At 73.3% G+C, this 22659-nt stretch carries 16 protein-coding genes; 1 reads left to right on the forward strand and 15 read right to left on the reverse strand.

The window, feature by feature from the left end; all coding sequences use genetic code 11:
• Nucleotides 1–16: 16 nt before the first annotated feature.
• Nucleotides 17–907: an aminoglycoside phosphotransferase family protein gene (locus ACQUQD_RS22395; RefSeq protein ID WP_428953907.1), complete on the forward strand. Its 891-nt coding sequence runs from the start codon at nt 17–19 to the stop codon at nt 905–907.
• Here ACQUQD_RS22395 and gntA read toward each other — a convergent pair.
• From gntA to sbnA, 15 genes are all read right to left on the reverse strand, one after another.
• Nucleotides 904–2037: a guanitoxin biosynthesis heme-dependent pre-guanitoxin N-hydroxylase GntA gene (gntA, locus tag ACQUQD_RS22400; RefSeq protein ID WP_428953908.1), complete on the reverse strand. Its 1134-nt coding sequence runs from the start codon at nt 2035–2037 to the stop codon at nt 904–906. The two genes, ACQUQD_RS22395 and gntA, sit on opposite strands and share 4 nt — an antisense overlap.
• Complete coding sequence (fabI, locus tag ACQUQD_RS22405) at nt 2018–2824, reverse strand: enoyl-ACP reductase FabI (RefSeq protein ID WP_428953909.1); 807 nt, start codon at nt 2822–2824, stop codon at nt 2018–2020. Before fabI ends, gntA begins: the two co-directional genes overlap by 20 nt.
• The gene (locus tag ACQUQD_RS22410; RefSeq protein WP_428953910.1) at nt 2821–4167 is read right to left on the reverse strand and encodes a condensation domain-containing protein; all 1347 of its coding nucleotides are present in this window, start codon (nt 4165–4167) and stop codon (nt 2821–2823) included. The genes fabI and ACQUQD_RS22410 overlap by 4 nt, the downstream gene beginning before the upstream one ends.
• A complete protein-coding gene (gene fabF / locus ACQUQD_RS22415) occupies nt 4157–5413 on the reverse strand; it encodes a beta-ketoacyl-ACP synthase II (protein WP_428953911.1) in 1257 nt (418 codons plus the stop codon). The genes ACQUQD_RS22410 and fabF overlap by 11 nt, the downstream gene beginning before the upstream one ends.
• Nucleotides 5414–5415: 2 nt before the next feature.
• Nucleotides 5416–7128, reverse strand: coding sequence for a thiamine pyrophosphate-binding protein (locus ACQUQD_RS22420; RefSeq protein ID WP_428953912.1), 1713 nt, complete (start codon nt 7126–7128; stop codon nt 5416–5418).
• Entirely contained in the window at nt 7125–9785 is a 2661-nt protein-coding gene (locus ACQUQD_RS22425; protein WP_428953913.1) for an aldehyde dehydrogenase family protein, read from the reverse strand. The genes ACQUQD_RS22420 and ACQUQD_RS22425 overlap by 4 nt, the downstream gene beginning before the upstream one ends.
• A gap of 162 nt (nt 9786–9947) precedes the next feature.
• Complete coding sequence (locus ACQUQD_RS22430) at nt 9948–11177, reverse strand: ATP-grasp domain-containing protein (RefSeq protein WP_428953914.1); 1230 nt, start codon at nt 11175–11177, stop codon at nt 9948–9950.
• Nucleotides 11174–12394 carry an MFS transporter gene (locus ACQUQD_RS22435; RefSeq protein WP_428953915.1) on the reverse strand — a complete coding sequence of 407 codons (1221 nt, stop codon included), beginning with the start codon at nt 12392–12394 and terminating at the stop codon, nt 11174–11176. The genes ACQUQD_RS22430 and ACQUQD_RS22435 overlap by 4 nt, the downstream gene beginning before the upstream one ends.
• A gap of 3 nt (nt 12395–12397) precedes the next feature.
• Nucleotides 12398–13396, reverse strand: a complete 999-nt coding sequence (locus ACQUQD_RS22440; protein ID WP_428953916.1) for an AurF N-oxygenase family protein — start codon at nt 13394–13396, stop codon at nt 12398–12400.
• 4 nt (nt 13397–13400) lie between these two features.
• Nucleotides 13401–14660, reverse strand: a complete 1260-nt coding sequence (locus ACQUQD_RS22445; protein WP_428953917.1) for an ATP-grasp domain-containing protein — start codon at nt 14658–14660, stop codon at nt 13401–13403.
• Nucleotides 14657–19591, reverse strand: coding sequence for an amino acid adenylation domain-containing protein (locus ACQUQD_RS22450; protein ID WP_428953918.1), 4935 nt, complete (start codon nt 19589–19591; stop codon nt 14657–14659). The genes ACQUQD_RS22445 and ACQUQD_RS22450 overlap by 4 nt, the downstream gene beginning before the upstream one ends.
• A gap of 14 nt (nt 19592–19605) precedes the next feature.
• Nucleotides 19606–20382 carry a thioesterase II family protein gene (locus tag ACQUQD_RS22455; protein ID WP_428953919.1) on the reverse strand — a complete coding sequence of 259 codons (777 nt, stop codon included), beginning with the start codon at nt 20380–20382 and terminating at the stop codon, nt 19606–19608.
• A complete protein-coding gene (locus ACQUQD_RS22460) occupies nt 20340–20549 on the reverse strand; it encodes an MbtH family protein (protein ID WP_428953920.1) in 210 nt (69 codons plus the stop codon). Before ACQUQD_RS22460 ends, ACQUQD_RS22455 begins: the two co-directional genes overlap by 43 nt.
• A gap of 3 nt (nt 20550–20552) precedes the next feature.
• Nucleotides 20553–21548 (reverse strand): 2,3-diaminopropionate biosynthesis protein SbnB, encoded by a 996-nt coding sequence (sbnB, locus tag ACQUQD_RS22465; protein ID WP_428957627.1) that lies wholly within the window; start codon nt 21546–21548, stop codon nt 20553–20555.
• 38 nt (nt 21549–21586) lie between these two features.
• On the reverse strand, nt 21587–22603 hold the full coding sequence (sbnA, locus tag ACQUQD_RS22470) for a 2,3-diaminopropionate biosynthesis protein SbnA (RefSeq protein ID WP_428953921.1): 1017 nt from the start codon (nt 22601–22603) through the stop codon (nt 21587–21589).
• Nucleotides 22604–22659: the final 56 nt, after the last annotated feature.

Here is a 22659-nt window from a genome sequence, read left to right on the forward strand (position 1 = left end):
CGGTAGGGTCGCGCACGTGATCGACATTCCGGACGGATTGGTGGAGTCGCAGTACGAGTACGCGGGGGAGGCCGGCCGCGCGTTCATCGCGGCGCTGCCCGCCCGGATCGAGGAGTTCGTCGAGCGGTGGGACCTGCGGGTCGACGGCGCCGCCATGCACGGGATGGCCGCGCTGGTGCTGCCCGTGGTGCGGCGGTCGGACGGGGTGCCCGCGGCGGTGAAGTTCCAGGTCCTCGACGAGGAGACCGAGGGCGAGCCGGTCGCGCTGCGTGAGTGGGGCGGGGACGGCGCGGTCCGGCTCCTCGACCATGACGCCGGGACCGGCACGATGCTGCTCGAACGGCTCGACTCCGGGCGGATGCTGAGCGTCGTGGAGGACTCCCGCAAGGCCGTCCTCGTCATCGCCGAGCTGCTCGCACGGCTCACGGCCGGGCCCGCGCCGCAGGGGATGCGCACCCTGGCGGACATCGCGGCGCGGATGCTGGCGGACGTGCCGGGGGCGCTGCCGAGGATCGCCGATCCGGTGCGGCGGGGGATCGTGGCGTCCTGCGCGGCGGCGGTGCGCGAGGTCGCGGACGAGGCCGGGGACCGGCTGCTGCACTGGGACCTGCACTTCGAGAACGTGCTGGCGAGCGAGCGGGAGCCGTGGCTCGCCATCGACCCGAAGCCGCTGGCCGGGGACCCGGGCTTCGACCTGTGGCCCGCGCTCGACAACCGCTTCGAGGCGGACGAGGTGCGGTGGCGGTTCGACGCGATGACGCAGGTGCTGGGCCTGGACCGGGAGCGGGCCCGGGCGTGGACGCTGGGGCGGGTGCTGCAGAACGCGCTGTGGGACGTCGAGGACGGGCGGGAGATCTCGGCCGACGGGATGGAGATCGCGGGGCGGCTGCTGGGGCGGGGGATCTAGCCGGCGCCGGGGGCCGGCTCCGGGGACGGCCGGCGTTCCTGGAACTGGCCGCGCTCCTCGGGCTGTCCGCTGAAGGGGCAGGTCCACTCCGGTTCGGTCAGCCGCCCGCTGTAGTGCCGTGCCTCGTCCCGGTACGTGAGCAGGCTCGGGTTGACCGAGCCGTGCAGGGCCAGGTCACGCTCCCTGATCTTCTTGCGCATCCGGAAGAAGGTGCGCCCCATGGCGTTGAACTGCAGATGCGAGTTGAACACCAGGGCCGGCCGGGCGGAGCGGCGGCTCGGGCGGGACGCACCGGGGTGCAGGCCCACCACGAAGAGGGGGTGGCCGCCCACGGAGAAGGCGAAACGGGGGGAGGCGGGGTCGGCGTCGTAGTGCTCGCTCCACGAGTGGGGGCCGTCCGCGTCGTGCAGGGCCTGAAGATGACGCCATACGGCCGCTTCGAAGGTGTGCTCCGTGGTGTCCGGCAGCGGGTCGAAGGTGGCTACGAAGGAGGCGAGGCGCCGCCCGTCCGGTGCGAACGACTCCAGGAACCCGCTCAGTGCGTCCAGAGTGTCGCGGACGCCCGCCGAGGTGCCCAGAGCGCCGCAGTGACGGTGGGAGACCGCCCCACGGCGCAGGGCCGCCTTGCCGCCCAGGCAGACGAAGTCGTCCCGCCCGATCAGCTCGGCGAGTTCCTCGTAGGGCGTCGGCGCGGGCAGCGGTTCGCGGGAGAGGATCCGGGCGGTGGACGTCGTGACGCGGGTGCCGTCCACGTCGCGGATCTCCACCTCCACCGTCGCCAGGGCGCCGCCCATCGCCTGCCGCGCCTCGACGAGCCTGCCGTGGGCAGTGAGGATGTCACCGCCCCGGACGGGGCGGTCGTGACGGTAGTCCTGCGCGAGGTGGAGGGCCGACGTGTAGTCGTGGCCGAGCGGGCGCCGGGCGAGCACGGCCGCTTCGGCTCCGGCCGCCAGCCGCACGGTGAAGGTGGGCGGGGCGATCACGCCGGGGTGGCCCAGCGCCTGGGCCGCCGCCGCGCTGCGGTACGCGGGATGCGGGTCGCCGATCGCGTCGGCGAACTCGGCGATCGCCTCGGCGGTGACCTCGAACGGGCCTACAGAGGACGGGACTTCAGCGCGCGTGTCGTGCACGGACCCCTCCGTCCCCGATGGCGTGCGCCCCGCCGTCGACGTGCAGGATCTCCCCGGTGGTGGCCGGGAACCAGTCCGACAGGAGGGCCACACAGGCCTTCGCCACCGGCGTGCAGTCGTCGGACCGCCAGCCCAGCGGCGCCCGCCGGTCCCAGTCGGCCTCGGCCTCGGCCGGATCGGTGGCCTCGTCGTAGGTGGCCCGTCCGGCGAGGGTGCGCAGCGGCCCGGCCGCGACGAGATTGACCCGGATCCCCTGCTCGCCGAGGTAGGCGGCGAGATACCGGGCGCAGGCCTCCAGCCCCGCCTTGGCCACGCCCATCCAGTCGTAGCCCGCCCACACCTGACGGGCGTCGAAGTCCAGGCCGACCACCGACGCGCCCGGCGCCATGAGCGGGAGCAGCGCGCGGGTCAGCGCCTGGAGGGAGAGCGCGGAGACGTCGAAGGCGCGGGCCGCGTCCTGCCGGGGAGCGGTCAGGAAGCCGCCGCCGAGCGCACCGGGCGGTGCGAAGGCCACGGCGTGCAGGACGCCGTCGATGCGGTCGGTATGGGCGCGCAGCCGATCCGCGAGCGTGGCCAGCTGCCTGTCGTCGGTGACGTCCAGCTCGATCACCGGGGCGGGCTCCGGCAGCCGGCGGGCGATGCGCTCGACCAGGGAGACGCGGCCGTATCCGGTCAGCACGACCCGTGCGCCCTGCTCCTGCGCGGCCCGTGCCACGTGGAAGGCGATGGAGCGGTCGGTGAGGACGCCGGTGACCAGGATCGTCCGGCCGGCCAGCAGGCCCGTCACGGGGCACCGTCCCCGGCGCGGGCGCGCAGATCCGCCACGGGCAGGTCCGGTTCGTGCGCGGCGGCGGCGACCACGGCGAGGACGGTGTCGAGGAGCGGCCCGGGGCTCGGTACGACGCGTGTGTCGTGGCTGAGCGTCACCTCGACGCGGTCCGGGCGGTCCATGTAGTAGTTCAGCCAGATCGCCGCGGTCGACGGTTCGGCGGGCGGCTGGTCCGGCCACAGCGGGGCGAGGAACGTGCGCGAGGCGGTCGTCGCCCTGGCGCCGGGCCCGAGGGGCAGCGGCCGCGCGGGCGGCAGCACGTTCACGCCGATGTTGCGGGGCGCGAGCGGGGCGACCTCACGGATCGAGCGGCCGTACGTGGGCGGCAGCGCGGCGTTGGTCCGGCTGTGCGCGGCCAGCCAGGCTCCGACGGTCGGGGGCGCGGGGTCCGGCGGCAGCAGGACGCAGGGTTCGACGAGAGGGCCGATGACCAGCACGTCCTCCGGGCGGGTGTGCCCGTGCCGGAGGCTGAGCAGCGGCTGCGATCCCGCGGCCCACAGCTCGGCGGCCAGGGCGGTCGCGGCGAACAGCAGCTCGGCGCGGCTCAGTCCGGTGCCGGCGGCGGCCGCGGTCAGGTCGGCGGCCAGCCGCTCGGGCAGCGGCCCGTCGAAGTGGCCGTCGCTCACGTAGGACGCGGGCGGCTCCTGGGCGGCGCCGGGCAGCCCCAGCGGCGGGTCGGGCAGCGGGTGGGGGGCGAGCAGGTCCTGCCAGCGGGCCAGGCTCTCCTCGCGGGTCCGCTCGTCGGGCAGGCCGGTCACGAAGTCGGCGAAGCCGCGCCCGCGCGGGCTGTGGCCGCCGCTGCGGTAGGCGGTGGCGACGGCCCGGGTGAGCAGACCGAGGGCCCAGCCGTCCAGGACGGAGTGGTCGAAGGCGAACGCGAGCAGCTGCTCGCCGTCGTCACCCCGCACGAGGAGGATCCGGCCGACGGGGTCGTGGCGCAGGTCGGGCTTGTCGAAGAAGACCGGCGCGAGGACGGCGGCCGCCTCCGCGCTGAGCCGTCCGTCGGTCACGGCGGCCGTCACCTCGACGGTCTCCAGTTTCAGGGCGGCGGGCGCCCGGCGCACCAGCCGCGGCCCGCCCGGAGTGGAGCGCAGCCGCAGGTGCAGGACGTCCGTGGCGAGAGTGACCTGCTCGACCGCCGTGGCGAGGCGGCCGGCGTCGAGCGGGCCCTGCACGCGGAACAGGTTCCACGGCAGCTCGGCGGGGTTGCGGCGCAGATGGCCGTCGGCGTCCACCTCGCCGTTGGCCAGCGCGCGCAACGGCATTCCGTAGGCGGGCAGCGTCGTGTCGTCAGTGCTCACTGTGGGCCTCCCAGGCACGCAGGACGAGAACGGCGTTGTGCCCGCCGAAACCGAAGGAGTTGCTCATCGCCACGTCGACGCGGTGCTTCTGCGCGGTGTGCGGGACGAAGTTCAGGTCCGGGTCGACGGGACGGTGGCAGTTGACCGTCGGCGGCACCACTCCGTGCCGGACGGCGAGGCCGGCGACGATGGCCTCGACGGCGCCCGCGGCCCCGATCATGTGCCCGGTCATCGACTTCGTGGAGCTGATCGGGATCCGCTCGGCGTGCTCGCCGAGGACGGCCCGGATCGCCGCTGTCTCACCGGCGTCGTTGGCCTGGGTGGAGGTGCCGTGGGCGTTGACGTAGTCGACGTCGGCGGGGGTCAGGCCGGCGTCGGCGAGAGCGGCGGTCATCGCCGTCCGGGCGCCACGGCCCTCGGGGTGGGGAGCGGTCCAGTGGTGGGCGTCGGAGGTCGCGGCGTAGCCGGCGACCTCGGCGAGGATCGTCGCGCCGCGGGCCAGGGCGCGCTCCTCGGACTCCAGGACCAGAACTCCGGCACCGGCACTCATCACGAACCCGTCCCGGTCGGCGTCGAAGGGGCGGGAGGCCTCCTGCGGGGCGTCGTTGCGGGTCGACAGGGCGCGGGCGTTGCCGCTGGAGGCCAGGTCGAGCCGGGTGAGGATGTGCTCGGCGCCGCCCGCGACGGCCACGTCGACGGTGCCGTGCCGGATCCAGCGGGCCGCCTCGCCGATGGCGTCGGCGCCGGAGGCGCAGGCGGTGCTCAGAGCGCGGGTCGGGCCGGTGATCCCGTACCGGAAGCTGATCTCGCAGGCGGCGCTGTCCATGGCGCCGGTGATCTGGGCGAACGGGCTGACCCGCCGCGGGCCGTGGGCGTCGAGGCCGGCGAAGTGCCGGGCGTGCGCGGACATCGGGCCGTAGCCGCTGCCGATCAGCACCCCGGCGCGCTGCCCCTGCTCCTCGTCCAGGTCCAGGCGCGCCTGCTGCACGGCCTCGGCGGCCGCCGCGTAGGCGTACTGGGCGTACGGGTCCATGCGGCGGGCCTGCGGGGGCTTGAGGTGGCGGGACGGATCGAAGCCCTTGACCTCGCCGCCGAAGCGGGTGGCGAGGTCCGTCGTGTCGACCCCGGTGAGTGGCGCGATGCCGCTGCGTCCGGCGATCAGCGCGGACCAGGTCTCCTCGACGCTCAGGCCGAGGGGGGTGACGGCACCCCAGCCGGTGATGACGACCCTGCGGTGGGCGGGCATGCTCACTCACCGCCCGGCAGTACGGGGAAGTCCCCGCCGGCCACGTCGGCGCCGAACATCGCGTCGGCCAGGCGCACCGGCACGTTGAGGACGACGACCTCGCCGGCCGCGCACTTCTCCCAGGCCCGTGCCACGTCCCCGGCCAGGGACGCCTTGTCCCGCACGGTCACCTGATGCAGTCCCGGCAGGGCCGGCGCCTCGGCGCGGACGGTCTCGGGGTCGACGAAGGCGTGGTCGCCGAGCGGCTCCGGCCGCTGGTCGAGCTGGACCTGCAGCCAGCCGTAGCCGCCGTTGCGCAGCACGACGTAGAGCAGGCCTCCGCTGTGGGCGACCGCGGTGGGCAGGTCGGCGCCGGCCATGGCGAAGGCGCCGTCGCCGACGAAGGCGACGACCGGCCGCCCGGGTGCGGCGAGCTTGACGCCGAGCGCGGCCGCGGCGCCGAAGCCCAGCGAGGTCTGCTCCGACGGCACGACGGATCCGGCGCCCGCCGCACAGGAGTAGAGCGGGTACTGGTACGACCACATGTCCTGCAGGCCGTTCTCCTGCACCAGGATGCGATCGGCGGGCAGCTCCTCGTCGAGGGCGCGCAGCACCTCGGCGATGTGCAGCTGCGGGGAGCCGGCCAGTTCGGCCAGCAACTCGCGGTGCCCGGAGCCGAGTTCGGTGTGCACGGCGCGCGCCCAGTGGCCGCCGTCCGGCCGCTCGGGCAGCCGGTCCAGCCAGGACCGGACGGTCGGCCCGGCGTCGGCCAGCACCTTCGGGCCCTGGAACGCGGTCGCGAAGTCGGCGGCCGCCATGTTGACCTGGACGACCGGGATCCCGCGCCCGACGGCCTGTGGCCACTGGAAGGTGGCCGTCTCCTCCAGACGGCTGCCGAGCGCCACCACGCAGTCGGCCTCGGCCCACAGCCCGGCCGCCGCCTCGGGGGTGTACAGGCCGGTCAGACCGCAGAAGTGCGGGTGGTCCTCGTCGACGGCGCCCCGGCCGGAGGCGGTGCTGACGATCGCGGCGCCGAGCCGCTCGGCCAGCCGCTCCACCGCACCGTCGGTGTTGGCGTGCCGCATACCGCCGCCGACCACCAGCACCGGGCGACGGGCGGTGCGCAGGGCGTCCAGCGCGGCGGAGCCGACGGGAGCGGCGACCTCGTGGGCCGTCTCCGCGACGGCCGGCGCGGCCAGGGCCTCGGGGGTAGCGGCGGTGGCCTCGGCGAGCAGCTGCTCGGGCAGTTCCACATAGACCGGGCCGCGCTCGTGCCGGGCGATCAGCAGGGCCCGCTGCAAGGTCGGCACCAGCCGGTCGGGATGGTCGACGCGGGCCGCGTACTTCACCAGCGGGGCGACGACCGCGAGCTGGTCGAGCTCCTGGAAGGCGCCGCTGCCGCGGTGCTGCGCGCCGGTGCCGCCCGCGAGCAGCAGCAGCGGGGCCGCGGAGGCGGCGGCCTCGAGCAGGCCCGTGACGGTGTTGGTGACCGCGGGGCCCTTGCCGACCACGGCGACGCCCGGTTCGCCGGACTGGATGGCGTACCCGGTCGCGGCGAACACGGCGTTGCGCTGGTCGCGGCAGAGCACGAAGCGGATCTCGGCGTCGTGCGCGGCCTGGAGGGCGTACATGTCGTCGCCGGGCAGGCCGAAGACGGTGCGGACACCGGAGGCGGTCAGGACGGATGCGGCGGTCGCCCAGGCGGCGGCCGCGGTGGGTGCGTTGCTGGTGCTCATGACTTTCCCGGGAGGTGGTCGGCGACGGCCTTCGACAGCAGCAGTGGTTCCGCGTGCCGTTTGCGGTCCACACAGACGTAGTTGGCGCGGATGCCGCGGCCGCCGAACGGCTTGTTGCCGTCCTCGATCTCGATCAGCGTCTCGTCGACGCTCACCATGTGGCGCTCGCGCAGGGACTCGACGATGCCCGGCAGGGAACCGAACACCGAGGCGGCCATGGCGCGTTCCGCGTAGTACGGGTGGCGCAGCAGCTCGGCGAGCTCCTCCGCGGAGGAGAAGGGCACCACGTTGAAGACCGGGGCGAACATCTCCGGGGGCAGGAACTGGCTGTCCGTCGGGTGGATCAGCACGGTGGGCCGCACATGGCGGTCGACGAAGTCGATCCGGCCGCCGGCGGCGACGAACTCCCGCTTCTCGCGCAGGTAGTTCAGGGTGGCGTCGAAGGCCTCTTCGTAGAACATGCCGCTGTAGTCGGCGGTGGCGTCGTGCGGGCTCCCGTGGCGCAGGGCCTCGACGCGGCGGGTGAGCAGATTGCAGAACTGCGCGCTCACCGAGGTGTGGACGAAGGCGACGTCCGGGCCGAAGCAGTCCTGCCCGGAGTTCAGCATGCGGACCCGGATCAGACCGTCCACCGCCCGGTTCAGGTCGGCGTCGGTGCCCACCACGAACGGGTTGATGCCCTGTCCGAAGAAGCAGAACACGGTCTCGCGGGGCAGCTGTTCACGGATCTGCTCGGCGTTCTCGTAGGACCCGGTGAAGACCAGGACGTCGGACTTCTTGCCGACGTTGTCCAGGAACTCGCGCTGCCCGCTGCCGTCGAGTTCGAGCGGCAGGCTGTGGACCGTGGAGAGCAGTTTGTGCAGGGCGCGGGTCTGCGCGTCGATCATCCGCGAGGGCCGGAAGACGATGCGCTGCCCGTACAGGCTGGGGATGACGACGTAGAGGATGTAGCCGTACAACGGGATGTTCGACGGCATGAGCACGGCGATCTGGCGGGCCGCGGGCGGACTGTGCCGGGACACCTCGGCGACAGCACCCTCCAGGGCCTCGATCGAGGCGTCGATCTCGTCCGCGGCCGTACGGTGGTGGGAGACCTCGGTGAGGATGTTGAGCACCTCCGCGCGGCGCTCGCTCAGCAGCCGGGCCACGTCCTGCAGCACGGTGATGCGGTCGGCGAAGGGGATCGCCGGGCCGGTGGACGCGGCCTCCTTCGCCTTCTCCCCGGGCTGCTCGGCGCCCTTGCGCAGTGCGGCCTGCGCCATGTAGCGCAGCGCGGTCAGGTTGGCCTTGCCGTTGGTGTGCTCGGGGAACTCGGGTACCACCAGCACCTTGTTGGGCTGTTCGTACTCGGCGACCAGTCCGGCGAAGACGCGCCGCCAGTGGGCGGCCGGCTGCCCCTCCGGGTCGGCGACGACGAAGACGAGGTCGGTGCCGAAGCGGCCGTTCTCCACGGGCACCACCCGCACCGGGCGGCCGCACTCGCTGGCCTTGGCGGTGATGGCGTCCGGGTAGAGCGTGTTGCCGAAACGGTGCACGGCGGCCTTGCGGCCGAGGACCCGCAGGTTCCCGTCCTCGTCGAGCCGGCCGAGGTCCTGGGTGCGGTGGACGGTGCGCTGGTGCTCGCGCACCCGGCCGCCCGGCTCCAGCATGCCGACCATCAGGTCCGGCGTGTGGACGACGACCTCGCCGACCTCTCCGGCGGGCAGCGGGCGGCCCTCGTCGTCGACGACGGTCACGGTGATGCCGTCGAGCGCGCGGCCGCAGTGGTACGGGTTGTCGGCCGAGGCCAGGGCGATGTTGCCGGCCTCGGAGCTGCCGTAGCCGTCGAGCAGGGGCTTGCCGAGCGTCTCGGTGAAGCGGCGTTGCAGGTCGTCCTGGAGCGGTTCCCCGCCGACGCACCACATGCGCACCGACTCCAGCAGGCTGGTGCTGGTCCGGCCCCGGTCCAGCAGCCGCAGCACGCCCTCGTACACGGCGGGCACGGAGTCCACGACGGTGACGCCCAGGTCGACGACGGCCTCCAGGGCGAGGTCGGTGCGCCGGCTCGGCAGCAGCACCAGGGAGGCCTTCGCCTGCCACCACAGCAGCAGGATGGACAGGCCGTACTGGTGGGTGAAGGGCAGCAGCGGCAGCAGGACGTCGTCCTCGGTGTACCGCATGCGGTCCTGGGTGCGCTGGACGTTGGCCAGCACCGAACCGCCGGAGCGGACCACGCCCTTGGGGCGGCCGAGGCTGCCGGACGTCCACACGATCAGCGCGTCGGCGCGCCCGGCCCAGCGGTCGAAGGACAGCTCGCTGACCTCGTCCGTGGGGTGCGCCGCCGCGTCGTCCAGCGCCTTCAGGGGGATCCAGGTCGCGTCGAGCCTGGTGAAGGCGGCCTGTTCCGCCTCGTGGTCGGACACGAAGAAGTCGGCGTTCGCCTCCTCGACCAGGCGGGCGAACTGGTTGGGCGTGACTCCGCGGTCCACGAGGCCGACGGAGACGCCCAGTTCCATCAGGGCGAACGTGGTCAGCACCGAGGCGGTGGAGTTCGTGGCCGACAGCAGGACGCGGTGGGAGCCGTCGACTCCGCGGGCCCGCAGCTCACGGGCGACGCCGGCGCAGGACGCCCTGACCTCGCGCCACGAGCGGCTGCCTTCATTGCGGCTGATCAGCACCAGAAAAACACATCCAATCTTCGAACCGGGACACAGAGGGTTCGGGCGGGAACGAGCGGCCACAGTCGGCCTCGGGCCGAGGGCGTCACTGAGTGGGGACGGTAGGAGGCGCTTCTCAAGCGCGGTTCAAGCCGGCTTACAGCGCGGCTCCGGCCGGTCCTGCTACCGGTCCGTGTACAGACCCGCCGCCTCCATGGCGCGGATCGCGGCCTGGTCACGGTCGAGGTCGGCCGCGCGGTCCGCGACCAGGGAGACGAAACCGGGTGAGCTGGCCATGTCGACGGTGCGCCGCACCTCGGCGCCTTCGCGGACGCCCGTCACCAGCCGGTCGTAGGACGGCAGGGCGGTGAAGCGGTCGTGCCAGGCGCCGGAGGTGCCCGCACGGTCGTTGATCAGCCAGACGTTGCGTACGGTCCGGCTCCAGCGCACGTCGTGATCGCGGAAGGCGTGGAAGGCCGCCGGGTCGGTGAGCGCGAGCGCCAGCAGCTCGACGTGCGAGGTGCCGGAGTACCGCTCCAGGACGTCGGGCAGCACGGCGCCCATGAGCCGCGCGCCCGTCTCGATCAGCACGGGGCCGTCGGCGGTGAGCATCACCTCGCTGTGCGCGGCGCCGTCGGTGATGCCCAGGGCGGCGACGGCGGACACCACGTAGTCGACGAGCTCGGGCACGCGCGGGTCGTGCATCGGCAACGGCTGCTGGTGGTCGTAGAGCGGCGCGCCGTCGGGGCCCGCGGTCTTCTCCGACAGCCAGACGTCGGAGACCTTCTGTACGCCGTCCACCGCGACGGTGTTCACGATGTACTCGGTGCCGACCAGGTACTTCTGCACGACGGCCGACGGATTCGGATTGCCGAAGTAGTCGACGCCGGACAGGACCGCGGTGACCGCGGCGCGCACCTCGGCGGCGGTGGAGCAGATGTGCACGTTGTCGGTGCCGGCGCTGGCGGCGGGCTTGACGACGACGGTGGTTCCGGCGGCCCGCGCCCAGTCGACGGCCGTCTCCGGGTCGGTGGCGCGCAGGCTCGTCGGGGCGGCCAGGCCGGCGGCGGCCAGGCGCTCGGCCATGGCGTACTTGTCCCGCCGGGCCTCGACGCCCGTGAACTCGTTCCCGGGCAGGCCCAGTTCGTGGGCGAGGGTGTCGGCGAGCACGACCCCGCACTCCGCGCCGGCGACCACCCGGTCGACGCGCGCCTCCTTCAGGGCCCGGACCGCGTCGGCCCGGTCGGCGAAGTGACCGAGGTCGTGGGTGTAGGAGCCGGGGACGAAGGACGGCTGCAGCCGGGCCGGGGGTATCTCCTGGCTGCGCAGGTGCACGCACTCCACGCCCCGCTGCCGGAGCTTGTCCACGAGCAGGCTGCCGGTGGAGTAACCGTCGATGATCGCGATCTTCACTGCGGGACTCCCGAGGTCTGGAGTGTGTCGGCCGGTACGGCGGCGGCGTCGGTCCGGGCCTGCCGGGCGTGCAGACGGCTGTCGCACAGCCACGCGAGGGCCGTGAGACCGGCGGTGGCCACGCCGACGGCGGTGAACGCGGCGACGGGGCCGCCGTGGTCCAGGAAGGTGCCGGCCAGCGGCGAGCCGATCACGTTGCCGATGAGGAGGGCGCTGGCATAGGTGCCCATCGCCACGCCCTTGCTGTCGTCGGGCGCCAGCCGGCTCACCGCGCTCGCGCTCGCCGACAGCGCCGGGGCGACGAACAGGTTGGCCGGGACGGCGATCAGGCACAGCCAGTACCACTGGGACGCCAGACCGATCGGCAGGCACAGCAGGCCGAGGGCCGCGGTCACCATGAAGACCGAGGGCGGACGGCGCAGCGCGCCGTAGAGGAAGCCGCCGGCCACGGAGGCGACGCCTGCGAGGACCAGCAGCAGCCAGCTCCAGGCGAGCTGGCCGTGCCGCTGGAGCGTGCCGACCGCGGCCACCTCGAAGCCGACCACGGCGACCGAGGAGGCGACGGTGACGCCGAGCGCGCACACCATGCGGGCCGACAGCCAGTGGCGCGCGGCGGGCTTCGGTCCGTCGGCGGGACGGGCCTGCTGCAGCGGCGGGTTGAGCCACAGGTAGGCGCAGCCCGCCAGGAAGAGCAGCGCGCCCATCACGAGGAACGCCACCGTGGCGGAGGCCATCGAGGCGAGCAGGATGCCGATGGAGGGTCCGGCCATGTAGGCGATGTCGGTGGTCATCGCCTCGACCGCGTAGGCGGTGTGCCGGTTCTCCTCGGTGACCAGGCCGGCCAGGGCGAGCCGGATCACGGTGAAGGCGGGCAGCGTGGTCAGCCCGCCGAAGAAGGCCGTGACCAGCAGCGCCGGGTACGGCAGGAGATGGGCGAGCCCCCAGAACAGGGCCTGCGCGAGGACCAGCAGGCCGAGCAGCCGGCGCAGGCCGTGCCGGTCGAGTCCGCGGCCCTGAAGGGGCGCGCCGAGACCGGCACCCGCCGTCCAGACCGCGGCGACCAGACTGCCCGCGGCGAATCCGCGGTCCAGGTTGCCGACGGTGTGCAGGATCAGCACCGAGGAGATGCCGAGTCCCGGCATCTTGGCCAGCAGGCCGATCACCATGAGGGGACGGACGCGCGGCTCGGTGAACAGCTGTCGATAGGTGGAGAACACGTGCTACCGCTCCTCGGTCTCGTCCTGCCAGGGCCAGTCGATCTCGCCCAGCAGGTCCATCTCGGACAGCAGACCGCGCAGTCCGCTGAAGTCGCGCACCAGATTGGTGCGCCGTGCGTCGTGCCGGACCTCGTCGATCATGCGGTCGGCGCCGGCGACACCGTGCAGCGCGAGGATGTGCTCCCAGGTGCGGTAGTCGTTGGCGACGAAGGCCTCCAGGCCGGTGAGCATCGTGTCGACGAAGAACCGTCGCTGCTTCTTGTCGAGGAAGTCGTAGACGGTCTTGGCGAGTTCACCGGTGATCGAGGAGTGGCAGATCTCGTCGCGGTTGTGCAGCTTCACCGTCGTCGAGTTGATCTCCTGGATGTCCGGGTCGTCGGCGAGCAGATGCAGATACGCGCTGATCGACGTCTCGGACACGGTCGCGAAGGCGAGCGTGGTGAGCTTGCGCTGCCAGGACTCGGAGCAGTCGGCCCGCAGTTCCTCGTGTCGCCGCACGATGTGCGGGGCGGGCAGCACGGTGTCGGGCAGCGAGATGCCGCGCTCGTGCCGGGCGATCGCGCTGGCGTTGAGGTGCATCAGCGTGTGGTACTGCTCGTCCACCATGGCCTGGGCGAGCGATGCCTCCAGGGCCGGCCCGCCCAGGGACGGGAACTCGCCCTCGATGACGTACGCGAAGGCGGGATTGGCGATGCGCTGCTCCGCCATGATGGTGTGCCGGTTGTAGGCGAGCCAGGCCCAGGTCAGCATCGAGCTGCGCACCTCGGGCGGCAGCCCCTCCCAGACGGGGTGCCCGGCGAAGGGCACGATCCGCTCGGGGTACTCCGGGCGGTCCGGGTCGAAGAGGTCCTCGAGCCGGGGCTCTTGACGCTTGACGGTCGCGCGGCGGTGCCAGTTGCCCGCCAGGCGCGTGATGACGGCGTTCTCCACCGGGTCCGTGGGGTCGTAGGGCGGGAACCCCGGGATCTCGACGAGGTGGGCGGTGTTGGTCAGCGTGTTCATTCAGTCAGTTCCGATGCAAGTCGTAGAACCCGGGCCCGTCCAGATGGCGCAGGGCGTTGACGTCGCGGTCGACGGTCTCCGCCACGGGGTGGACGAAGCCGACCGCGAGGGTCTTCGTGGAGTCGTCGACGGTCTGGACGACGGTGTCGCCGGGCCGGACGAACATCTCCACGTTGTTGAAGCTCTCCAGGGCGCGGACCGTGTCGAGCAGGGGATAGGAACGCAGGGTGCCGCCGGCCGGAGCCGTCGGCCAGCACACCGAGACATGGCGGCTCAGCCGGTAGGGGCGCCGGTGCTCGGCCAGGAAGCGCTCCGGGTCCAGATAGGCGTCCAGGGTCCAGCCGATCTGCGACTCGCCCGCGCCGAGTTCGGCGTAGTACGGGGTGTTGGCGCCGGCGATGCGGGCGCCGACCTCGACCAGGCAGGGGCCGTCCGCGGTGACGATGATCTCCAGATGCGCGGGGCCGTGCCGGATGCCGAGAGCGTCGAGGACGCCGAACGCGTACGCGGTGAGCTGGTCGCGCAGGGGCGCGTCGTGCGGTATCAGATGGCCGCCGGTGATGCGGTCGCGGACCCCGGGCACGGACATCTTGCTGTACTTCCAGACGTCGGTGACCCGGTGCGCCCCGTCCCGGCTGACGGTGTCCACCACGTACTCGCCGCCGACCAGGTACTCCTGGGCCACGGCCGCGGTGTTGGTCTCCGAGAACACGGTCGTCGCGCCCAGGATCGCCTTCAGCGCGAGCGCCGACTCCTCGGGGGTGTCGCAGACGGTCACCCCGTCGTTCGCCGCGCTGCGCAGCGGCTTGACCACGATCCGGCCGCCGACCTCGTGATGGAAGTCCCTCAGCGACTCGGCGTCCTCGACGAGCCGTTGCCGGGCTGCGCGCAGCCCCGCCGCCCTGACCGTCTCGATCATGCGGTACTTGTCGCGTCGGGCGGGCGAGAGCGCGGTGCCGTTGGTGGGCACGCCGAGGGCCTCGCTGAGCCGGTCGGCCAGTTCGACGCCGTACTCGCCGGCCGCGATGACGGCGACGGGCGCGTGCCGCGCGACGGCGTCGACGGTGTCGGCCAGGACACCGGTGTGGATGATGTCGTCGCTGAAGGCGCTGGTGTCGAACGTGCCGCGGTAGCACTGCGGCACCTCCGCGGTGCTCTGTACGCGGACGACGGCGCAGCCGCGGTCCATGAACGCCTGTGCCAGCGCGTAGCTCGACGGATAGGCGTCGACGAGGACGACGCTCGTGCTGTCGGTGCTGCTCATCGCTGTGTGTCCTCCTCCAGGGCCTCGGCGAGGCCCGCGACGGTGGGGTTTTTGAAGACCAGGACCGGGGGGACCCGGCGCCCGAGCCGTTCGCCGAGCCGGCCCGCGACCGCGGTGACGGTCAACGAGGTGCCGCCGACGTCGAAGAAGTCGTCCTGCGGCCCGAAGTCCTCCTCGACGCCGAGGCACTCCCGCCAGACCTCGGCCACCAGCAGTTGCTGCTTGGTGACGGCGCGGCGGGCGGCGGGGGCCTGGGCGGTCCCCGGGCGGGGGTCGGGCAGCGCGTCCCGGTCGACCTTGCCGTTCGGGGTGAGGGGGATCTCCGCGATCGCGGTGTAGCTCTGCGGCAGCATGTACGGCGGCAGTTGCTCTGCGAGGTGGGCCCGCAGGTCCGCCGGGTCCGGGGCCGGGCGGCCGGGATGCTCGGGGATCAGGTAGGCCGCCAGCTGGTCCACTCCGGTGCGCGTGCGGCGCACGGCCACCACGCAGTCGGCGACGGCGGGATGGTCCTGGAGCGCCGACTCGATCTCGCCGAGCTCGATGCGGAAGCCGCGCACCTTGACCTGGTGGTCGTTGCGGCCGAGGAAGACCAGGTTGCCGTCGGGCAGCAGCCGCACCACGTCGCCCGTGGCGTACATCCGGGCGCCGGGTTCCGCGGCGTACGGGTCGGGCAGGTACGCCCCGGCAGTCCGGGCCGGCCGGCCGAGATAGCCGCGGCCTACCGCGCTGCCGCCGACGTACAGTTCGCCGCGACAGCCCGGGGCGACCGGGCGCAGCCGCGGGTCCAGCACGTACAGGTGCGCGTTGTCGGTCGCCCGGCCGAACGGGACGCTCGGGCGGTGGGCGTGCCGGTCGAGCAGTTCCTCGGTGATCGGGCAGAACGCCGAGGTGACGGTCGCCTCGGTGGGTCCGTACTCGTTGAAGACCCGGCACCCGGGTGCGGTGACGGCCAGGATGCGGCGGGCCACGTCGTGCGGCACCGCCTCCGCGCCGGTGAACACCAGCCGCACGGACGCCAGCCGGGGCGCCGGGTCGGTGCGGGAGTCCAGCAGGATCCGCATCTGCGAAGGGGTCGCGTTGAGCGTGGTGATGCCGCGCTCGGCGACCTCCCGCAGGAACTCCTCGGGATCGTAGGCGGCGGTGGGGCCCGCCAGGTGCAGCTCGGCGCCGGACACCAGGCACTGGAAGATCTCCCAGACCGAATTGTCGAACGCCACCGAGTGGTTGAGCAGGGCCCGGTCCCGCTCGGTGAGCCGGCACAGCCGCTGGTTCCACTCCAGGAACCCCGTGATGTTGGCGTGGGTGATCGCGACGCCCTTGGGGTTGCCCGTCGAGCCGGATGTGTAGATCACGTAGGCGAGGTGGTGCGACTGCGCCTCCTCGGCCGGGCCGGGGTCCGTCCCGGGCTCCTGGTCCACCGCCACGAGCCGCACGCCGTCGCCGAACAGGGCCGAGGCGGGGTGCTCCGGATCGGTGACGACCAGCCGGACGCCCGAGTCGGCCAGCAGGTACTGCAGGCGGTCCGCCGGGTGGCCGGGGTCGAGCGGCACATAGGCGCCGCCGGCCTTCAGGACCCCCAACAGGGCGACCACCAGCTCCACCGAGCGCTCCAGGCAGACGCCGACCAGGCTCTCCGGGCGGACGCCCCTGGCCCGCAGTTCCCCGGCCAGGGCCGAGGCCCGGGCGTCGGTCTCGGCGAACGTCAGCGACCGGCCGTCGCCCACGACGCAGACCGCGTCCGGGGTGCTCCGCACCTGGCGGTCCCACAGACGCACCAGGGTGGTCGGCTCGGGCAGCGGCTCGGCGTGGTCGCCCAGCGAGAGCGCGCGCAGCTCACCGGCCGAGACGATCTCCAGCTCGGACAGCCGGGCCGTGGCGCCGGACACCATCTGCTCGATCACTCGCAGGAAGTGCCGGCCGAGGCCCCGCACGAACTCGGCGTCGAACAGATCGGTGGCGTACTCGACGGAGACGCTGAGGTCACCGGCGCCGGCCGCGTGGTCCGTCACGTCGAAGGCGAGGTCGAAGCGGGCGGTGCCGAGCCGGCCCTCCAGCTCCTTGCGGTCGTACAGCTCGGTGACGGCACCGCCCGGCGGCTCCTCGTGCAGGGCGAACAGCACCTGGAAGAGCGGGTTGCGGCTCAGGTCGCGCTCCGGGCACAGCTGCGCCACCAGCTTCTCGAAGGGCAGCTCCTGGTGCGCGTAGGCCTCCCGCGCGACCTCGCGGACACGGCCCAGCAGCTCGCGCCACGTCGGGTCGCCGGACACATCGGTGCGCAGGACGACGGTGTTCACGAAGTAGCCGACGACATCCGCGAGTTCGGGGTGCGTGCGGCCGCCGACCAGGGTGCCGACAGCGACGTCGCTCTCGTCGGCGTACCGGCCCAGCAGCACCTGCAGCGGGGCCAGCAGCCCCATGAACAGGGTGACGCCCTCCGCCCGGCACAGCGCGCGCAGCCGGTGCGCCAGGCCGGCGGGGACGCGCAGCAGTTCACGGCGCCCGCGGTGGCTCGCGACGGCCGGCCGGGGCCTGCTGGTCGGCAGCTCCAGGGCGGGCACGCCGGACAGCCGGGTGCGCCAGTGGCCGAGCAGCCGCTCCAGCTCGGCGCCGGTGAGCCGCCCGCGCTGCCAGGCCGCGTAGTCGGCGTACGTCACCGGCAGCGGCGCCGGGGCGGGACGGCGGCCGGCGGCGAGATCCGTGTAGAGCTCGCCCAGCTCCCGCACCATCAGGTCCACCGACGCCCCGTCGCAGGCGATGTGATGGATGGTCAGCAGTGTGACGTCGCGGTCCGGGGTGCGCAGCACGTCCGCGCGCAGCAGCGGCGGGCGGTCGAGCGCGAAGGGGGCTCGGATCAGCTCGGTGAGCAGCGCGTCCAGATCCTCCTCGGCGACCTCGGTGCGGCGCAGCGGCACCGGGCCCGGCTCGCACGGCTCGGGACGGACCCGGCCGTCGACGGCGACGAGGGCCGTGCGCAGCGCGGGGTGGCGGTGCACCAGAGCGGACAGGCAGTCCTGCAGCAGCGTCAGGTCGACGCGCCCGCCGGGCAGGCCCAGGACGACCGGCAGGTGGTAGGCGGGCACCCCCTCGTTCAGCTGCTCGAAGAACCAGATCCGCTCCTGGCCGAAGGAGAGTGCGGCGGTCGTCGCCGCGGGGATCGGCGCGGTCGCCGAGGGCGCCGGACCGTCCAGCGCGGCGGCCAGCGCGGCGGGTGTCGGATGCGCGAAGACCGACTGGGTGTCGACCGGCACGCCGAGCTCGGTGCGCAGCCGGGCCACGACCCGTACCGCGGTGAGCGACTGGCCGCCCAGACCGAAGAAGTCGTCGTACGGGGACACGTCGTCGAGCCCGAGCACGTCGGCCCACACGCGGCACACCGCCGCGGTGAGCGGCGGCAGGGGCGCGTCGCCGGGCCGCGGCTCGTCCGTCCGGACCGGGCTGTACGCGATGCGCGAGACGGCGCCGCGGTCGGCCTTGCCCGCGGGGGTGCGGGGCAGGGCGTCGAGGACGGCGTAGCCCTGGGCCACCATGTGGGCCGGCAGCTGCTGCGCGAGGTGGTCGCGCACCTGGCGGGGCAGGTCCTCGGCCGCGTGCGCCGCGTCGTGCGCGGGGACGAGGCAGGCCACCAGCCGGTCGCCGCCGACGGCCTCGCGGTCCACGAACACCACCGCGTCCGCGACGAGCGGGTGGCTGCGCACACAGGCCTCGATCTCGCCGAGTTCGATGCGGAAGCCGCGCACCTTGACCTGGTGGTCGTTGCGCCCGAGCACCTCCAGGGTGCCGTCGGCGGACCACCGTGCGAGGTCGCCGGTCCGGTACAGGCGCCCGGGGGCGTCCCCGAACGGGTCGGGCACGAACCGGTCGGCGGTCAGCGCGGGCCGGCCGAGGTAGCCGCGTGCCACGCCCTCGCCGCCGATCCACAGCTCGCCGGTGATGCCCGGTCCGGCCTCCCGCCCGTCCTCGTCGACGACGTGCAGCCGGGTGTTGGACAGGGCCGTCCCGACCGTGACCCGGTCGGTCACGGCGTCGATCCGGGCAGCGGTGGCCCACACCGTCGCCTCGGTCGGCCCGTACAGATTCCACAGGGTGCCGCCCGTGGCGAGCAGGTCGCGGGCCAGCTGCGGGTCGAGCGGTTCGCCGCCCGACAGCAGCACCCGGCCGTGCCCGTCCGTCCAGCCGGACGCCAGCAGCATCCGCCAGGTGGTGGGGGTCGCCTGCACGACGCTCACCCGCTCCCCGGCGATGGTGGCGGCCAGCAGCTCGGGGTCGGTGTTGGCGGCCCGCGGGGCCATCACGACCGTCGCGCCCCGGGTCAGCGGCAGGAACAGTTCCAGCGTCGAGATGTCGAACGACAGCGGGGTCAGCGCGAGGACCCGGTCGTCCGCGCCGAGACCGGGGCGCTCGGCCACGCTCCGCAGGAACGAGGCGATCGCCGCGTGGTCGACGGCGACGCCCTTGGGCAGGCCGGTCGAGCCGGAGGTGTAGATGACGTACGCCAGGTGGTGCGGCCGTGCCGCCGGGGCGATCGGTGCGGCCGGCTCCGCGGGGAGGTCCTCGACCAGCAGGACGTCGGCCGCGCCGGACGCCAGGGCCTGAGCGCGGTGTTCGGCGTCGCACAGCCACAGCCCGGCCCCCGAGTCCGAGGTCATGTGCCGAAGCCGGTCGGCCGGGTAGCTCGGGTCGAGAGGCAGGTACGCGGCGCCCGACTTCAGGATGCCGAGCAGGGCCACGACCATCTCGACGGAACGGCCCAGGCAGACGCCGACCAGGCCCTCCGGCCCGATGCCGCGGGCCTGGAGCTCGACGGCGAGTGCCGTGGCCCGTCGGTCCACGTCGGCGTAGGTGGCGTGGTGTGCCCCCGCGACGACGGCGACCGCGTCGGGCGTCGCGGCTGCCTGCCGCTCCCACAGTGCGACCAGGGTGGTCGGCGCCATGAACTGATCCTTTCTCAGCCCCGTGCGGGGAAGGTGCGCGTGATCGTCTGTGCCAGCTGCTGTTCCGCGCCGCGCACGTAGAGGTGGGGGGCGCCCGGGAACAGGTGCATGTCGAAGTCGGCCGAGGTGTGCTCGCGCCAGCGGGCGAGCTCCGTCCCGTCGACGCTGTCGTCGTCCGAGCCGGCCAGAACGGTCAGGGGGCAGGCCAGGGGTGCCTCGTCGCGGTGCGTGTACGTCTCGCACAGCGTCAGGTCCGCGCGCAGCAGCGGCAGCAGCAGCTCCTGCAACTCGGCGTCCACACCGCCGAACTCGGCCGTGGCGAGAAGCTCGTCGTCCGGCAGCGTGTGCCGCACGTCGCGGTCCGGCAGGCCGGGGGCGCGCATGCCCGACAGGAACAGGCGGTCGGGCAGGCGCACACCGAGTGCGCGCAGCCGCCGGGCCGTCTCGAAGGCGATCAGGGAGCCCATGCTGTGCCCGAAGAAGGCGTACGGCAGGCCGGTGTGGTCCGCGACGAGCGGCGCGAGCGCGGCCACGGCGTCGTCCAGGGACGTCAGGGCCGGCTCGGCGAACCGGTTCTCCCGGCCGGGCAGCTGGACCGTGCAGACCTCGACGGTGTCCGGGAGGTACGTCGCCAGGCGGTACGCGGAGGCGCCCGCGCCGGCGTGCGGGAAGACGAACAGGCGGCTGCGCGCGGTGTGCGTACGGCTGCCCAGCCCGCGCAGCCAGGCGGGTGCGAGGGCGGCGGCCGTCATCGTGCGGCCCGCACGGAGCGCGGCGTCAGATCGGTCCACACCTGCTCGATGTGGTCCAGGCACTCCTGGCGGGTGCCCTGGGCGCCGGTGGCGGTCCAGCCGGCGGGCAGCTCGCGGCCGGCGAACCAGACCGAGTACTGGTCCTCGTGGTTCACCACGACGATGTGCCGGTCGTCCGCGGCCTGCGGGGCGGGTGAGGTGCTCATGCGTCAGACCCCCACTCCGGTGAAGAAGTCGCTCTCGCTGCGGCCCCGGCCGGCGGCGACGACCCGGTCGTGCACCCACTTGCCGACGGCGAGGTCCAGCACGCCGAGCCCGAACGGCGAGAAGACCGCCGGACGCCCGGGGTGGCGGCGCAGCCGCCCCCGCAGCAGGTCGCCGAGGGTGCCGTCGATGAAGTCCCGGTTGCCGGTGCGCTGTTCGGTCAGGTGCAGCGAGGTGCGCTCGCGTACCGCGTGGTCGACGTCGTCGGTGAAGTTCTGTGCGGCGAGGATCATCTCGGGGGCGAGGTCGCGCAGGGACAGGTGCAGCACCACCGGGTTGTGGGCCAGCAGCCGGGGGTCGTGCAGGTGCGGCTCGCCGGCCACCGTGGTCAGCACCACCAGGTCACAGTCCGTGAAGGCGTCGTCCACCGTGTCGGCGACCACGATCTCGGCGTCCGTGTCCTCGGACATGACGGCACGGAAGCGGCCCGCCGCCGCCGGGTCGAGGTCGAAGAGCCGGAAGCCGTCGATCTCCCAGTCGAGATCCCGCAGGAACCGCCACACGTGCTGGGCGATCAGCCCCGTGCCCACGATGCCGACGCGGCGGGCGCGACGCGCGCCGAGCAGCGTCTGGGCGCCGAGCACGGCGGAGGCCGCGGTCCGCGTCGCCGAGACGATCGAGGACTCCATGCAGGCGAACGGGTAGCCGGTCACGCAGTCGTTGAGGATCAGAGTGGCCGAGGCGCGGGGGATGCCGTGCTGCGTGTTGTCCGGGAAGCTGGCGATCCACTTGTTGCCGGCGACCTCGAACTCGCCGCCCAGATAGGCGGGCAGGGAGATGATGCGCGACCGGTCCTGGTGCGGGAAGCGCAGGAACGAGCTGTGCGGGTTCGAGCTCTGTCCGGCGTCGTGCGCGAGGTAGGCGGCGCGGACGACCTCGACGAGCTCGGGGCGGTTGCGGTCCGTCTCGGCGGCGATGTCGCCCGCGCCGATCACGGTCATGGGCGGTGGGGCCAGGGTGGACACGGGGTGTTTCTCCTTCAGTTGACGGCCAGGGCTTCGACGCGGGCGGGCTGTACCGCTTCCGCGCGCAGCTGCTGGAACCACGTGGGGTCGTAGACGGTCTGGGCGTAGGCATGGCCGCGGTCGGCGGCGATGAAGGCGACCCGGGGGCGGTGCGCGCCGGGCCGGTGACGGGCGAAGTAGTCCTGGACGGCGGCGTAGGCGCTGCCGGTCGAACCGCCCGCGTACAGGCCGTACTTGGCGGCCAGGGCGGCGCAGGCCTCGACGGCGCGCACCTCGGAGACGATCTCGACCTGGTCGATCAGCGCATGGCCGCACAGCGGCGGCACGATGCTGGAGCCGATGCCGGGGATCCGCCGCTTCTTCGGTGGCCCCCCGAAGATCACCGAACCCTCGGTGTCGACGGCGACGACCACGCAGCCGGGGTAGGCCTCCTTGATCCGCTGGGAGAGCCCGGCGATCGTGCCGCCCGTGCCCACGCCGACGAAGAGGTAGTCGAGCGGGCCGGCCTGCGCGATCAACTCGCCCGCGGTGAAGCGGTAATGCGCGTCGCGGGCATCCGGATTGGCGTACTGATTGGGCCAGTAGGCCGAGTTGAGTTCGCCCAGCAGTTCCTGGACCCGGGACAGCCGGGTCTTCAGGTATCCACCCGCCGCATCACGGACGGACACTTTCTCCACCCGCTCGCAGAGCAGGCGGAGTTGGGCCTCGGTGGCCTCGTTGCAGTTCGGGTCGATGACAGGGACGAACGAGATACCGAGCATGCGGCAGTAGAAAGCCAGAGCCAGCGCGAAATTGCCGGACGACGACTCGACCACCGTGGTGTCGTGCGCTATCTCACCGCGGCCTATTGCCTGTTCCAGAATCCACAGCGCCGAACGGTCCTTGGTACTTCCGGCAGGATTGCAGAATTCCAGCTTGGCGACGATGTCGCACTGCTCGTCCGCCAGAGGGATCAGCGGGGTTCCCGTGAGGCCCCGGCGGATTTGCTTTATCCGTTCGATCAGAAATTGATCAGCACGCCTGTGAAGCATGGGCCGACTGTGGCACGGGGCCGGCCGCGGCGGCTCAACCGCGACTCAAGTGCGGT

Source organism: Streptomyces sp. cg35, assembly GCF_050410835.1.
Classification (GTDB): domain Bacteria; phylum Actinomycetota; class Actinomycetes; order Streptomycetales; family Streptomycetaceae; genus Streptomyces.

Excerpts from the sequence above, each read along its gene's own strand:
- fabF (WP_428953911.1), bottom strand. The coding sequence starts at position 5,413 with ATGCCCGCCCACCGCAGGGTCGTCATCACCGGCTGGGGTGCCGTCACC.
- ACQUQD_RS22420 (WP_428953912.1), bottom strand. The coding sequence starts at position 7,128 with ATGAGCACCAGCAACGCACCCACCGCGGCCGCCGCCTGGGCGACCGCC.
- ACQUQD_RS22440 (WP_428953916.1), bottom strand. The coding sequence starts at position 13,396 with ATGAACACGCTGACCAACACCGCCCACCTCGTCGAGATCCCGGGGTTC.
- ACQUQD_RS22445 (WP_428953917.1), bottom strand. The coding sequence starts at position 14,660 with ATGAGCAGCACCGACAGCACGAGCGTCGTCCTCGTCGACGCCTATCCG.
- ACQUQD_RS22450 (WP_428953918.1), bottom strand. The coding sequence starts at position 19,591 with ATGGCGCCGACCACCCTGGTCGCACTGTGGGAGCGGCAGGCAGCCGCG.
- ACQUQD_RS22460 (WP_428953920.1), bottom strand. The coding sequence starts at position 20,549 with ATGAGCACCTCACCCGCCCCGCAGGCCGCGGACGACCGGCACATCGTC.
- sbnB (WP_428957627.1), bottom strand. The coding sequence starts at position 21,548 with ATGACCGTGATCGGCGCGGGCGACATCGCCGCCGAGACGGACCGCAAC.
- sbnA (WP_428953921.1), bottom strand. The coding sequence starts at position 22,603 with ATGCTTCACAGGCGTGCTGATCAATTTCTGATCGAACGGATAAAGCAA.